General features: G+C 39.3%; 14 protein-coding genes. 1 reads left to right on the top strand and 13 read right to left on the bottom strand.

Annotated elements, in window-relative coordinates; translation table 11 throughout:
• Positions 1-7: 7 nt before the first annotated feature.
• From mmuM to E7L28_RS04040, 3 genes are all read right to left on the bottom strand, one after another.
• Positions 8-1,033 (bottom strand): homocysteine S-methyltransferase, encoded by a 1,026-nt coding sequence (gene mmuM / locus E7L28_RS04050; RefSeq protein WP_083791386.1) that lies wholly within the window; start codon positions 1,031-1,033, stop codon positions 8-10.
• A gap of 76 nt (positions 1,034-1,109) precedes the next feature.
• Entirely contained in the window at positions 1,110-1,895 is a 786-nt protein-coding gene (locus E7L28_RS04045) for a basic amino acid ABC transporter substrate-binding protein (RefSeq protein ID WP_004693747.1), read from the bottom strand.
• 351 nt (positions 1,896-2,246) lie between these two features.
• A complete protein-coding gene (locus E7L28_RS04040) occupies positions 2,247-4,184 on the bottom strand; it encodes an OPT family oligopeptide transporter (RefSeq protein ID WP_004697976.1) in 1,938 nt (645 codons plus the stop codon).
• A gap of 249 nt (positions 4,185-4,433) precedes the next feature.
• Between E7L28_RS04040 and pepT the strand changes: the two genes are divergently transcribed.
• On the top strand, positions 4,434-5,657 hold the full coding sequence (gene pepT, locus E7L28_RS04035) for a peptidase T (RefSeq protein WP_004693751.1): 1,224 nt from the start codon (positions 4,434-4,436) through the stop codon (positions 5,655-5,657).
• A gap of 77 nt (positions 5,658-5,734) precedes the next feature.
• Here the strand turns inward: pepT and E7L28_RS04030 are convergent, their stop codons facing one another.
• The 10 genes from E7L28_RS04030 to trmB form a co-directional block, all read right to left on the bottom strand.
• Positions 5,735-7,021, bottom strand: coding sequence for an MFS transporter (locus E7L28_RS04030; RefSeq protein ID WP_155086384.1), 1,287 nt, complete (start codon positions 7,019-7,021; stop codon positions 5,735-5,737).
• A gap of 223 nt (positions 7,022-7,244) precedes the next feature.
• Positions 7,245-7,838, bottom strand: a complete 594-nt coding sequence (locus E7L28_RS04025; protein ID WP_008602839.1) for a DNA glycosylase — start codon at positions 7,836-7,838, stop codon at positions 7,245-7,247.
• A 148-nt stretch (positions 7,839-7,986) separates the two neighbouring features.
• A complete protein-coding gene (locus E7L28_RS04020) occupies positions 7,987-8,925 on the bottom strand; it encodes a hypothetical protein (protein ID WP_039965362.1) in 939 nt (312 codons plus the stop codon).
• 54 nt (positions 8,926-8,979) lie between these two features.
• Positions 8,980-9,711 carry a sortase gene (locus E7L28_RS04015; protein ID WP_119562270.1) on the bottom strand — a complete coding sequence of 244 codons (732 nt, stop codon included), beginning with the start codon at positions 9,709-9,711 and terminating at the stop codon, positions 8,980-8,982.
• 252 nt (positions 9,712-9,963) lie between these two features.
• The gene (locus E7L28_RS04010) at positions 9,964-10,620 is read right to left on the bottom strand and encodes a hypothetical protein (protein WP_316692183.1); all 657 of its coding nucleotides are present in this window, start codon (positions 10,618-10,620) and stop codon (positions 9,964-9,966) included.
• Positions 10,621-10,628: 8 nt separating this feature from the next.
• Positions 10,629-11,585 carry a flotillin-like protein FloA gene (gene floA, locus E7L28_RS04005; protein ID WP_129823811.1) on the bottom strand — a complete coding sequence of 319 codons (957 nt, stop codon included), beginning with the start codon at positions 11,583-11,585 and terminating at the stop codon, positions 10,629-10,631.
• A gap of 36 nt (positions 11,586-11,621) precedes the next feature.
• Positions 11,622-12,086 carry an NfeD family protein gene (locus E7L28_RS04000; RefSeq protein WP_060923822.1) on the bottom strand — a complete coding sequence of 155 codons (465 nt, stop codon included), beginning with the start codon at positions 12,084-12,086 and terminating at the stop codon, positions 11,622-11,624.
• A gap of 239 nt (positions 12,087-12,325) precedes the next feature.
• Positions 12,326-13,609, bottom strand: coding sequence for a uracil permease (gene uraA, locus E7L28_RS03995; protein ID WP_287499181.1), 1,284 nt, complete (start codon positions 13,607-13,609; stop codon positions 12,326-12,328).
• A gap of 128 nt (positions 13,610-13,737) precedes the next feature.
• The gene (locus E7L28_RS03990) at positions 13,738-15,063 is read right to left on the bottom strand and encodes an FtsW/RodA/SpoVE family cell cycle protein (protein WP_316692159.1); all 1,326 of its coding nucleotides are present in this window, start codon (positions 15,061-15,063) and stop codon (positions 13,738-13,740) included.
• Between the two features lies 1 nt (position 15,064).
• Positions 15,065-15,724, bottom strand: coding sequence for a tRNA (guanosine(46)-N7)-methyltransferase TrmB (gene trmB, locus E7L28_RS03985; protein ID WP_316692160.1), 660 nt, complete (start codon positions 15,722-15,724; stop codon positions 15,065-15,067).
• Between the last annotated feature and the right edge of the window lie 80 nt (positions 15,725-15,804).

Below are 15,804 nucleotides of genomic sequence, written 5' to 3'. Positions count from 1 at the left end.
CACTATATTAGTTGTGAATTTTCTTTGCAATATCACCGATAATTTCAGGTGTCGTTCTACAACAGCCACCAATGATTTCAGCTCCAGCTTTTCGCCATACCTCAACGTAGTCTACAAATGATGCAGCATCGCCATACCAAGTTTTAGTTTTACTATCATAGCTTTCACCAAGATTAGGATATACAGCAATTGGTTTATCTGTAACGGTACGGATATCTTTTATCAATGATTCTACATATTCCGGTTTACTACAATTAATGCCAATCCCCGTAATAGGATGTACCTTATCGATCATTTGTGCACATTTAATAATGGTTTCGCCACTAGAAACATGGTGCCCATCTTTACAGGAAAAAGCAATCCATCCGGGAATACCTTTTGATGTAAATGGATCAGACATAGCTCTCGCAATAGCAATCGCTTCAGCATAAGACGGTATAGTTTCAAAGGATAATATGTCTGGATGTTCTTCGCAGAATAATGCTAGCCGTGGAATATGGAATATCTCTAGATATTCTGTTTGCACATCAGGATAACCACGGTATTCAGAGCCATCAGCCAAGAAAGCGCCATAAGGTCCTACAGAGGCTGCCACCAACGGTTTAGGTAAAGCACCTTCAGAAAAATATCTAACCCCCTCAGGAGTCTCTTCACCGAGCTTAATACCATGCAATGTAAGCGCCCCACTCGCCTTTGCTTCTAAAAACTCATTACGAGCTTGCACGGCTAAACGAACAGATAGTTTAACGAGCTCTATCGCTTCTTCCGTTCCATAACCTAAACCTTTAAAGCCTGCTACTGTCGCTTGATAGCCAGAGCTTTGAATGATATCGGCACCCGCAGCTAAATAAGAAATATGTATTTTCTTAATGATATCTGGCTGATCCATGAGAACCTTAGCAGACCACAACTTATGTTGAATATCACAGCCATAACGCTCTAATTCGGTCCCTAAAGCTCCATCTAAGACGAGGGCGCCCTTTTCCTTAATAATATCTAAAAATGCACTTCGTTTAGCCATCATACCACCCATTCTATACATACCTCTTATAACACGAGGCTTACCTAGCATATTATATCAAATAATACATTCTGGTACTATCTACAAACTATCTTAATACCTCTGCTGGAGGCTCCTTACCAAACCATTTCTTATAAATTTCTGCGTATTTACCGTTTGCTTTGATCTTAGCCAAACCATCATTGATTTTGTTAAGCAATTCTGTATTGCCTTTTTTCACAGCAATACCTAGTGGTGCCGCATCATAGTCCTCTCCAGTAACCTTTGCGATACCTTTGCCCTTACCATTAACATAATATTCGTTTACTGGTGTATCATTGATAACTACATCGACGCCTTTATTTTGCAATTCTAAGAACGCATCGACAATTATATTAAACTGATGTACATCGGCATTGGGAATCTTGCTAGCAATCTCTGCACCAGTAGAGCCGATGGATACACCAATGCGTTTACCTTCTAGATCCTTAAAGCTATTAATATTGGTGTTATCTATGTTCACAACGAGACCATTACCTGCAATATAGTACGGTTTACTAAAATCAACGGATTTTGCTCGTTCTTCAGAAATAGTCATATCCGAAATAGCGATGTCGATGGTATTACTTTGTAATGCTGGTAAAAGCGCATCAAAGTTTAGATTTTGAATATCTGCTTCTATACCCTCTTCATTTGCAATCGCATTGATAATATCAATATCAAATCCAGCTAATTTACCACTATCTTTGTCTTTAAAACCAAATGGTGCATAGGTCGCATCAGTACCTACGCGCCATGCCTTCTGACTATTCCCCTCCTGACCACAGCCTGCGATTAATAAACTACTAGCAATGGTGAAAGCCCCTAATAGAGCTGCTATTTTCTTAAATTTCATATTATTATCCTTACTTCTCTCTGTTCTATCTAGAAACAGAGTTCTTCTTAATCAACTAATATATCTATACTTACACTTATGAGCATAATAAAAATAATACCTCTAAAGGTATTATAGTTTTATGATAACATTCGATATAGTACGGGTCAATAAATCCAACTATACCAATAGGTATTGAATTGATATAGTTTTTAGCTATATCGAAAATAACATTCCTAAGTATATAAAAAGACCGCCTTTACCAAGCATAGATGAAACTTGATAAAGGCGGTCATCTCCAAAATGGAGGATTCCTGGTTATTTATAGAATAAATAAGCTATTCAATTCATTTAGGATATATAGTATGTAATTTATTTAGCATGTTTAGCTTTTATATACATAGCTACCTTGTACAAGAACGTACAGAGTAATAAATACATTACGATACTGAGATATGTCGCTTCAGGTGTTTCTACCCAAGCTTGAGCAAATACATCAACACCTGCAATACGAAGCACTGCACTAAACAAGGAGCCAATAGCACCACCAGCTACGAGACCAGAGGCAATTGTACTACCTTTGGAGAAGCGAAGATCTGCCAATTCTTTGTCTTTTGTACTATTTTGTACAAGATACGCAATCAAACCTCCGATAAGTAATGGTGTATTAATTTCCATTGGCAAGTATGTGCCCAAGGCAAATGCCAACGGTGGAACTCTTACCATCCACAAGATAATTGCAAATAATGCACCAGCCATGTATAGAGGCCATTGAGCACTACCACCAGTCATCATTGGCTCAATGATGGCAGCCATAGCGTTCGCTTGAGGTGCATTTAATGCGTGATCTCCTACAAATCCATAAGCATCGTTCAAAAGAATCATAACACCTACAGAAAGTACGGCACAAAGAATAGTACCAACGATTTGCCATTGTTCCATTTTCTTAGGTGTAGCACCTGTCATATGTGCCACCTTAAGCTCAGACATGAAGTTACCAGCCATCCCAATAGTAGTACCAATAAAGGATGCCATCATGAGGACTGCTATCATACCGACCTTACCAGTCATACCTGCTGCGGTTAAGCATACAGCGGAGATAATAATCATAAAGATTGTCATACCTGAAACCGGTTCTGTACCTGTATAAGCGATGGAGCTAATCCCCACTACAGACAATAGGAAGGACATAATAAGAACGATTAAGAACGCTACAATTGTTTGTCCGAAGCTTTCAGCATACATAAAATGGAAATATGCTGCAAATAAAACTGTACATAACAAGATACCAGCACCAATCCAAGATGTAGGTACGTCACGTTGTGTACGAAGCAAATTAACATCTACAGTTTTAGAACTAAAGATGTCAAGCACTGCATTTTTAACAACATTTGCTACCACTTTAGACATTGTAATTAGACCGATGATGCCTGCCATAGCGAGCATGCCGATACCAATATGACGAACATAATCAAGGAATACCTTGCGAATTGGGGCCTCCCCTAATGGAACTGCATGGCCGCCAATTTGCATGATATGTTCAGGCGCTAAATAGTACACAATCGGAATACATACAAACCAAGAGAAGAAAGAACCGGCTGCAATGATAGCCGCATAGCGAAGTCCCGTAAAATAACCAAGGCCAAGCAATGCTGCATCAGTATCTACCGCTGCGGTTAGCTTAGTTTGATCTGCAAGGGCTGCCCCCCACTTAAAGGTAGCAGTGCGAATAACCTCTTGCCACCACCCCAAACTATTAAGAATAAAGTCATACACGAGAGCAATTAAACCAGAGCCAAGCATAAGTTTTGCTTTGCTACCTTCATTACTCATCAATACTTCCGCTGCAGCACGACCACTTGGGAACGGATACACATAGTGCATTTCCTCAACGAAATAGCGACGGAACATAACGCATAATAAAACACCTAAAACGCCGCCAAGAATGATAGGAATCGCCATTTGTACAAAGGATACATCTGTTACATTCCAGATGTAAAGGGCTGGCAAAAAGAACATAGCCCCTGCTAATGTGTTCGTACTAGAACTAGCGATAGCTTGAATGTGTACCGTTTCGGCAAAAGCATTTTGCCGCTTTAAAATAACTGCTGTACCCATAGCAAGTACAGATACTGGTGCAAAAGCATCTACTGTTTGACCGATTTTCAAACATAAATAGCCAACAGCCAGTGTGAAAACTGCCGCATAGAACAAGCCCCAGAAGACTACATATGAGTTAATCTCTACGTAATCTTTCTTAGGATCTAACACCGGTTCTATGGGTGGAATGGAACGAACCTCGTCCGACATAGTAAAACCTCCTCACAGAAAAAGTACAAACGTATAACTATTCACCTTTATACTAACACGGTACTACACATGGTTCAATGGTTTTCTATGCACTATGCGAATAAAACAATACACCCTCTATAAATAATTATTTTGCATTTTTGGCGTCCCTGTTCTACAATGAAAGTATATTAAGAATCTCTATTATTATGTAACGGTATCGTATACTGCCCTGTATAACACGTATGTTTACTTACGAGGAGGCTCATTATGGAATCAATGGTCGAACGTTTTGTACGCTATACGAGCATAAATACACGGTCTAATGAGGAAAGTACAACCATTCCTAGTACTCAAACTCAAGTAGACTTTGCTACGAATGTGCTCGTTCCCGATTTAAAGGCAATAGGTTTAGATGAGGTTATTTACAATCGTGAAAATGGTTTTGTCATCGGCACATTACATGCTAACACTGATGAGAAAGCTCCTTCCATCGGCTTCATTGCCCATATGGATACAGCTGATTATAATGCAGAAAATATTAAACCTCGTATCGTAGAAAACTATGATGGTAGTGATATTTGCCTCAACGAAGAACACCAAATCTTCACCCGACGTGCCGACTTTCCAAATCTAAAAAATTACATTGGCAAATCTTTAGTCGTAACTGACGGTTTAACACTCCTCGGTGGTGACGACAAGGCTGGAATCTGTGAAATCATGGAAGCTCTCGCCTATCTCGTATCTCATCCAGAAATCAAACACGGTAAAATCATGTGTGCTTTCGGTCCAGACGAAGAAATCGGTACTGGTGCAGACCACTTCGATGTTAAACAATTCCCTGTAGACTATGCTTACACTATTGATGGTGAAAGCCTAGGTCAACTCGAATACGAAACCTTTAATGCCGCAGGCGGTACCGTTATCCTTAAAGGCGTTTCTGTTCACACAGGAACAGCCAAGGGCATTATGATTAACTGTGCTAAACTAGCTATGCAATTTGACGCTTTATTACCAGGAGCAGCTGTTCCTGAACACACCTGCGGTCGCCAAGGCTTCTTTATGCTCATGAGCATGGAAACACAAGTAGATACCGGTAAAATGAACTACATTATCCGCGACCATGATAAGGAATTGTTTGAAGCGAAAAAAGCATTTTTCTTACAAGCAGGTCAAACATTGAACGAAATATATGGTCGTGAAGTATGTGAAGTATCTGTAAAAGACCAATACTACAACATGTACGATGTCATCAAAGATAATATGGAATGTGTAAATGTAGCCAAAGCAGCAATGGAAAAAGCTGGGATTACACCTATTTGTGATCCTATTCGCGGTGGCACAGATGGATCCAAAATCTCCTTCATGGGCATTCCTACACCAAATATTTTTACAGGCGTAGAAAACCTACATGGCCGTCATGAATTCGCATGTATCGATGATATGAAAAAAGCTGTTGAAGTTATCGTTAATATTGTAAATATTGAAAAATAATAGCATTAGCAAAGCAGTAGTAGATAACCAAAAGGACTATACGAGCCTAGGCTCGTATAGTCCTTTTAATTTACATATTACGCAAGCTTATTATTACGCTTACGATTTCTAATTTCTTCCTCTTCAGCGCGAGCTTTTAAAGAAAGATCTCTTTCAGTCCCCACATAACGACCATATAATAAATAATAAGCAACTAGTGCAAGGAGCGCCACAACAACGGTTACATGGAACATACTAGTATAACCTACAACCTCTTTAACAGCACCTAAAATATAGGGGCCAAAGCCTAGCCCCATGTCCAAGGCAATGAAGTATGTGGATGTAGCAACACCAATACGATGAACAGGTACTATTTTAACAGTAACAGCTTGTCCGTTGGACATAAATGTACCATATCCAAGACCAACAAACACAGCCGATAAAAGCACAAGCCATGTGGAGTGAGCGATGGATAATAAGAAAATACCAAGTGCTAAGGATACAAAACAAGGATAAAGAACAAAGTTTTCCCCTTTCATATCAAACACAATGCCAAGCAATGGTCTTGTTATAGTAATAACTACAGCATATACAACAAAGAAGAAGGTACCTGCCATAATAAGATCTAGGTCTTTTGTGTAGGCTGCCATAAAGCCAATAACACCAGAGTAGGCAAAACCGACTAGAATGGAAACAAGACTGATTGAATTCATCCGTGGTTCAATGTAGTCCGAGATTCTAATGCCCTTATGTGCTTCAGATTCGATACCAAGTTTAGGTTCATTAAATTTCATGATTACTGAGCCAATACCACAGAGGATGATAAGTGCAACACAGAATGCGATGATGAAATCATAACCAAGACTATGAAGCATCAAGATACCTAAGAATGGCCCTACTGCAGCTGCTAGAGAGGTAGATAAACCATAATAGTTAATCCCTTCCCCACGGCGTGACGTAGGAATAATAGCAGCTATGATAGTACTTGTAGCAGTAGATGTAATACCATAAGCAAAACCATTTAAGAAACGAACACTATCAAGCATTAGTAAATTAGGTGTGTAGAAATACATAGCCGTTGAAATCAAGTAAATCAATAACCCTAAATAGAGCATCTTGCGACACCCTAGGATACTGATAAACCGCCCTGCCAACAAACGGGCTACAACGGTGCCAATAATATATATACCAACAGCAAGTCCCGCTTGACTAGCCGTAGCATGAAGATTATCTTTTGCTACAACCGCAATAATAACGATTAATAAATAATAAATTAAAAATACTAAGAAATTAATCAAAGTATCAAGGACAAAGGATTTTGTCCACAAGGCCTCCTTAGCCTTATCCATATTATCAACTCCATTTTTTAAATTATTGTCAACCAGTTTGCGACAACGGTTAATTATAAACCTCTCATTATAAAAAACAAGAATTAAAATATTATATATCTCATCAATTTTATTTATAACAAACTACATATTCACAATAAATATGCATTAATTTCCATTTTAATACCTCATATATTTTTACGATATAAAAGCACCTTCAATAGCGACAGATGAGACCAAAAGACTCAAAGCCAACTATTAAAGGTGCTACTTTAAATATTTATTTTGTTTTTAGACCACAAGCTTTGAAGAAATTCTTGTACGCTTCAGCCTTTTTCGGTAGGCTCAACGGATAGGCACGTGATGTAGATGGCAAACGTGTCAATGTCAATTCCCGACCATTAAATACAAAAGGAATTGTTTCACCAGTTTTAGGTAATTTAACCTTTTCTGGTAAAAGGCTCAATAAAATCTCCGTAGCCTTGCCGCCTGTTGTACCAATATGCTTACAGTCAGGGATTTGCTCCAGTACGTCCGCAAGTGGAACTGGTTCAACGACCTTAAGAAATGCATCAGATGCATTCCCTTTTTCGCGAATAGCTTTCAAAACAGTAGGACAAGATGCAATTCCAGCTTCAGACAAAAAGGCTTTAATCTTCTCAGGATCCATCGCTTTTTCCTCACCATTTCTAAAATGATCCTTTTCATCAAAGAATACGAGGCCAAAAACACGCCACATATCATTTTGGAAATTTGGATAATGGAATTCCATAGCACGTTTTGATTGTTCTGGAGGAAATGTGCCCATCATCATGACTGTTGCCTTCTTTGGTAAGAATGGAGGGAATGGTCTTGTTTCAATTGTTTCTGCCATATAGCATCAACTCCTTTCACATTCTAATATGAACTTAATTTTCAATACAATATATGAGATATATCACACATTATAATCCAATTAGCTCCTAGGTGAAAGCAACTAAAGAACTTATTAAAATATATCAACAGACTTACATTATCTATTATTATTGGCCAATTGGTTGAGAAACTAAGGTATTAATATGATCAAAACCAACTGGTGTCGGAGATACGAGATACAAGCAAATTACAGCAGCCACGGCAAAACCGATTGCTAAATAAGAGAAACTGCCATTCCGAGGAAATTCATACATACCAAAGAGGCGTATCCCTATAGCAGCACCAATAGCTGTAATCAAAGACGGTATAGAAAAAATGTTATAAAAGCCGAATACTACCATAAGGCCTGCATAGCCACCTACTACAGTAACCATAGGCAACATGCGATCCATTGGATTTGGAATAGATCGCGTAAGTGCAGCTGGATAATATGAAGCCTCTACGCCAAACATGCCTAAGAATATATTAAAACCAGCCCAAATGCTATCCCATACGCTTCTAAAAGCATCTCTATGCTTGCCGGCATACCATGCAAAGTCCGTAACGATTAAAATGGATAAGCCTACACAGACAAAATAGAATTCACTAGGAATTTTAGGACCTATATAAGCACCTACAGCTGTTGCAACAGCACTCAAAATCGATGCTACTATTACGCGCTGTAAACGAGGTCGTTTATTTTCAGGAATGCGTTTATACACAGTAGCCAATAACTCTAAAACAAAGCAAGCCATAAAAACAGCAATGCCTGCAGCAGGAACAAAGAACGCGCTTACCAAACTCAAAATGAAGGGAATGCACAAGCGCCATTTAGGGAATAAAACAAGATCTTTATAATCTAAACGAATATCTTGTGTTTCCATAGTGAAGTTATTGTACACCACAAAGAGCAACATAAAGGCGATTACGTCAACCGCAGTTGCACCCCAAATCAATAAAGTTGGTACTACAACCATAGATAAGGCTACCCCAGAAAGGCGAGATAAACCAGCAGCCACTAAGCCCAGTAATAAAAACGGTGTTAAAGCAGATATAATTTCGAGCATAATATTCCTCCCATCATTGTATAAATTTAAGTATATAGTATCTACCACACTACATCAAGGAGAGATATATTTTTTCATAGCTAGACGCTTTCGCACAGCAGAGGTAGAGCATCCCATCACCTGTGCAATCTTTGCAACTCCATAACCTTGTGCACGGAGTTTTTTAATCTTATTTTCGTCTAGATCAAGAGTATTTGCCCTTATTTCTATACCTTGCTCTCGCAAATACATCGCCACTGTAGAACCACGTATCCCATAAGCCAGTCCAATGTCATCTGTACTCATGTGATGATGAATATATAAATAAGCCATCTCTTCTACGCGCATAGGCTTTCGAACTTTAGGAAGTAAGCAATTCCCCATATGCCGCAATACATGGTGAACTTTCCATCGCGATATACCATACATACGAGCAATGGCATCTGTACTATTTCCACTTTTATAAGACCTACATATACGTACTACATCTATAGAGACGTTTTTATTTGATTGCTGACAAACCAATCCATATTCCTTCAAGCGATTCGCCATCGTCGTAATAGACACATCATAACGCTTTGCTAATGAATGGAGCGACCACTTACCGGTCTCATACAAAGCTTGTACATGAACCATATTGATTTCTTTCTTCAGAGGCCTCCGTTCGATATCGTACGCTTTCATACGGCGCATGATGGTATCAACACTACATTGAAAATAATCCGCCACATCGCGAACGCTCCATTGTTTCTCTATATATAATTGCTGCAACAGCTGTTTTGGTATAACACGCACATTTCGATACATAATTTTACCTTTCCTTATGAACGAACTCCTTCCCCTATTATTGTGAAAGTTTCACTAGGAAAAAACAATAAAAAAGAGGTTCCTAATAGTCACATAGGTGACCAATAGGAACCTCTTTCAATATGTAATTATATACCCCACATTATGATATGTGACAGTATGGTTGCTATACCACATCAGTGCACAATCCGTTATTATTTATGTTCTAATAAAACCATAATTAGTTTATACGCTTATAAATAGATTGCTTCATTAGCGGTATCTACGTTCAAGAGCTTTAGGTTTACTTAAAATGATCGACCATTTCATGCCCTCTTTTAAAGCATGATTAGATTTACGATCGCGAGTTGAAGTCGTAGCTAGAGCAGTAGACGCGGTTGTAATGCCTACATTTTCAACAAGAACTCGTCCCTCTTTAGCTGCTTTATCTCGTTTAAACTCAGCTAGTCTTTCACTTAAGGTCGGCCCCGTAACAGCTTCTCTATCTAAGCGAGTCTTACTGATAGTATAACTCGGAGTGCTACTGGAACTTTTCATTGATAAGGCTTCAATATCTCGTTGAGCTGCTGCAGCCTCTTCATTGAAATGTATGTCCTCCATAGTTTGCGATGGAGCTTCTGGTTGCTGAGTTACAATCGGTTTATCTTCATAAGAATCCCGATAAAAGTCATCAACCTTAGACAAATCACCCGTAGAGGGTTCATCTACCTTGCGTTCTATGGAGATGCCATATTCGCGCTCCATATCTTCCCAAGTTCCGCCACCAGAGCTTTCATACTCATCATATTCTTCAGACTCTTCTGTATTCTTACTTTTTATAATCGAAAAAGCAATATACGCGATGATACCTAGAACAAATATAGGGTTATGCGAAAAGATAGATAGCACAGAAGACAAAATAGAGTCCATAGCTACTCCTATTCACTATCTGCTAAGTTTTCACGCATTTTAGTGTCTGCAATAATATTGTTCATATTGTAGTAATCCATAACGCCAAGATTACCGTTTCTGAAAGCTTCTGCCAATGCTTTAGGTACTTCAGCTTGTGCTTCCACAACCTTAGCTTGCATGTCTTGTGTTTTTGCACGCATTTCTTGTTCTGTCGCAACAGCCATGGCACGGCGTTCTTCCGCACGAGCTTGAGCGATTTTCTTATCCGCTTCTGCTTGGTCAGTTTGCAATTGAGCACCGATGTTACGACCCACATCTACGTCCGCAATATCGATGGACAAGATTTCGAATGCAGTACCCGCATCAAGACCTTTACCCAATACAGTACGAGAGATGTGATCTGGATTTTCTAGTACATCTGTATGCTCTTCAGAGGAACCTACAGTTGTTACAATACCTTCACCAACACGGGCGATGATTGTCGCTTCACCAGCACCACCAACGAGGCGGTCAATATTAGCACGTACAGTTACACGAGCACGAACCTTGAGTTCGATACCATTTTTTGCCACTGCAGAGATGATTGGTGTTTCAATCACTTTAGGATTAACGGACATTTGAACCGCTTCCAATACGTCACGACCTGCAAGGTCAATAGCTGCGGAACGTTCGAATGTCAAAGGAATAGATGCGCGTTCAGCGGCAATCAACGCATCTACGACGCGGTCAACGTCACCACCTGCAAGGTAATGCGCTTCTAGCTGATTTACATTTACATCAAGGCCTGCTTTATTAGCTTTAATCAAAGGCATTACAATTTGGGATGGATTTACACGACGCAAGCGCATACCTACGAGTGTAAAGATACCAACATTAACGCCCGCTGCAAGAGCAGATACCCAAAGGCCTAATGGCACAACATACAAGAACACCATAATCCCAATCAGTAGAATGGGAATCAAAACTAAAATACCTACATCCATAATAACCTCCATTATATACGACGATGTGGTGAAAGCTTAATCACGCTTTCTAACAATATTGCGGCCGCCTACAACACGCAGAACCACAATAGGTGAACCGGCATCGATGAAGTCCCCTTCGGTCACAACATCCACCAAATTACCATCAATTTTAGCAATACCTGCAGGGCGCAGTGTAGTATGAGCTACGCCTTCTTTACCAACTAAGTCATCTAATACATCATTAGATACATAGCCAGCTTTTGTCGTAGATCGTTGCCCTAAGGTAAACAATTTGCCTATCCAAGTCTTTTCAAAGTGATTAAAGAACACGATGATAAGGACAATTAGTAAGGCCGTTAATCCTAGTACTGCATACAGCGCTACCGTTCCTTCTCCAAGAGCTACAAAAACGCCCCAAAGAAATGCACAATAACCGATGAGTCCTAAAATACCGCCCGGTACAACGAGTTCTACCGCCATCAGGGCGATCCCTATAGCCATCCAAATTAAAAACTCCATAGGCCCTCCTCTCTATAATTAATTTTATGCAACTTATATATTCATTATACAATATAAAGAATAAATTATAAAGAAAAATGAAAACGACTACTTTCACAGATTACACCTGATTCAGTAGTCGTTGTTTATAAAGTATATTAGTTCAAAGTTTTAATGTTGTAGTTATCCTCTATTAGAAGTTGTCCTCTATTAGAAGTTATCATCTTAAGATACTATTTCATTAATAGACTTGAATTAAATTATACTTCTGTTTTTTTCAATTGGTCATTACCAACGCCTGTTTTTTGAAGGATCAATAAGATAATACTCATTGCCATGCCTACTACAGTAGCAAGACCCATGCCTTTCAATACAACAGGACCTACAGCAAGTTCTGCACCGCTAAGACCTACAACGAGGATAACAGATGTTAAGATCATGTTAACAGGGTTTGTATAATCTACCTTGCGTTCTACAAGCATGCGCAAACCAGATGCTGCAATGATACCGAATAAGAGAACGGATACACCACCCATAACTGGAACTGGAATAGCATGAATAAGAGCTGCTACTTTACCTACAAAGGAGATAATCATCGCAAGAACTGCAGCACCACCAATTACCCATACGCTAAAGCAACGAGTAATAGCGAGGACACCGATATTTTCACCGTATGTCGTATTTGGTGTGGCACCAAAGAGACCAGAAAGGATGTTCGCAAGGCCATCACCTAGCAAGGAACGTTGTAGACCTGGTTCTTTCATCAAGTCTTTTGATACAATGTTGCTCGTTACAACTAAGTGACCTACGTGCTCAGCAAATACTACAAAGAGTGCTGGCATAATCATAATAATGGCATTGATATCAAATACAGGCATGCCATAGAACTGTGGTAAAGAGAACCAAGGAGCAGCCTCTACAGCAGAGAAATCAACAACTCCCATGAAGGCAGACAAGATATAGCCGGAAACAACGCCAATCAAAACAGGGATTACAGCTAAGAAGCCACGGAACACAACAGTACCAAGCAAGGTAACAACTAAGGAAAACATAGAGATAAAAATAGCTTGGCTGTGGCTCATGCCTAAATCTTGATTACCAATAAGGCCAGACATACTCATCGCTACTGGCGCTAATTCCAAACCGATAATAGCTACGATAGCCCCCATCGCTGCTGGAGGGAATAACTTATCGATCCAACGAGTACCAATATAACGAACGAGAATAGATAAAATCACAAAGGATAGACCAAATACAACGAAGGCGCCCTTTGCTGCTTCATAGCCAAGACCAGCAGATAATACACCTGCTACAGGCGCAATAAAAGCAAAGCTAGAACCAAGATATGCAGGAATCTTACCCTTACACACAAATAAGTACAATAATGTACCAATACCATTCATAAACAATGCTGTTGCAGGGTCTACTTTTAATAAATACGGTACCAATACAGTAGAGCCAAACATGGCAAATAAATGTTGAAAACTAAGTGGTAACATTCGGCCCCATGATGGGCGTTCTTGAATATCAATATAATCTTTCATCGTTTCTCCTTACACACAATATAACGATGCTAAGTTCATATAGTACAATACTTAAATATACTCTATGAATTTACACAAATAGATTCATCTTATGATACATAAGTTAGATATTAACGTTCAAATTTAGTCTACCTACGAGTCGACTTTTTAGAAGGCCGTGGTTTAAACGGTCCAGGCATATTTGTCTTATTAGTACGAGCCGTAGCAGAAGGCTTGAAACGACTTTGTGTTTCTTCACGCAAAGATGGTAATGGTTCAGCTGTACCAACTTGTTTTACCCCTTCTACATTACGACGACCAATGCTTGCCAACAACCCAATAGCCATGAAATTCATCAACAATGAAGAGCCACCATAACTAACAAACGGTAATGGTACCCCTGTTACAGGCATGATACCGCATACCATGGCGATGTTAAACAAGGCCTGACCACTGATAAGCAATGTTATGCCCATTGCTAACCATTTCCCGAATTCATCACGAGCCTTATTAGAAATGCGGAACCCAAAATAGGTAAAAGCTGCAATCAGAACGACAACAAAGACTGCACCAATGAAACCCATTTCTTGGGCCCATACAGCAAAGGCAAAGTCCGTATGTGCTTCTGGTAAGTAAAAATACTTTGATGTACCTTGCATAAAGCCTTCGCCTAAAATACCGCCAGAACCTACGGCCAACAGCCCTTGAACTGTTTGATACCCCATATCCTGCGCATGAGGCCAAGGATCAAACCAAGATTGAATACGTTCCCAGCGATATGGCGACATACGAGCTGCAATAAAGCCAAGAAATCCAGCTATCACAAAAGCTCCGCCAAAGAATTTTCCATCAAAGCCCGCTAAGTAAATGAGCACAAAGGAAAAGCCAAAAATCAATACGGTCGTGCCCATATCTGGTTGCAAGATTGTTAAGCCTGCAAATATAATTGGCCATATTAACATTGGCAACATATAACTTATACGTTCACTAAAATAACCTTGTAAATTAATGAGAGGGTTAGTATGCTTTGGTTTTCCCCATTTCCGCATGGTACTCAATTTAGCCGACGTCCATATCAAGGCAGCCAATTTCGCAAATTCTGAAGGTTGAATCGATACAGGCCCAATAACAATCCAACGACGTGCACCATTAATGACTGCACCAATCACAAGAACCAAAATCATACCAATTAGTGTAGCAATCATAATTCTTTGCAACATGTGAGGTTTCTGTAACTGACGGTAATCGTAACGATACAATATAACACCTGCCGCCATAGACAAGAACAAGAATGTCATATGTTTTAAAAAGTATCCTAATAATCCCGTATTTTCATAGATAGAGCTGATATACGTAGCACTAAAGATATTTACACTGCCTATAATTGTAATGAGAAGAATAGGTAAGAGCATACCTTGTAAATCATTTTTAAAGAGTGAGCCCCACCGACTATCCCCCTTATTCGGTGTTTGCATGTTAAGCCTCCTTTTGAACTTTTGGCTTAATTGCTTCTAAGCGAAAAATAGGTTGTCCTTTTTTACTAAATTTCTCTTCATACTCAGTTTTTACATTTGGAAGGTCCGTGCTATGTAAATCATACGTTACATTTTTAAGCTCCCAACCACACGCTTTAAACTCTTCAAGAGAGAACATGAACAACCCTTCATTATCTGTCTTAAAGTGAACTTCTCCACCATCTTTCAAAAGGCGGGCATAACGATCGAGGAATGTGTGATATGTAAGGCGGCGTTTTGCATGTTTAGCCTTAGGCCAAGGATCACAGAAGTTAATATAGAAACGATCAACTTCTCCAGGTGCCACTATCTCTTCGATACCTGCAATATCAAATAGAGAGACCTTTGCATTGTTTCGCTCTCCTTCAAAGATTTTTTGTGCTGCATAATAGATAACACCCATTTGTACTTCAAAACCTACGAAGTTAGCATTTGGATACGCTTCAGATATCCCCGCAATAAAGCGACCTTTCCCCGTCCCTAGTTCCATATATAATGGGTACTCAGGATGTTCAAATAATTCACGCCACTTGCCTTTAAACTCTTCTTGGCCAGACAAAATGATGTGAGAGTCATATTCGTGGATAGCTTCATCAATCCATGGTTTTCTACGAAGGCGCATACTTTCTCCTTACATCTATTTTTAATAATATATTTATATTTGTTTATATTTATTATTACAGGTCATATACCTATCTTATT

Origin of the sequence: Veillonella parvula (assembly GCF_032575955.1) — a bacterium.
Taxonomy (GTDB): domain Bacteria; phylum Bacillota; class Negativicutes; order Veillonellales; family Veillonellaceae; genus Veillonella; species Veillonella parvula_J.
The sequence above is the reverse complement of the archived record's forward strand: the minus strand, read 5'-3'. Positions and strand labels throughout refer to the sequence as shown.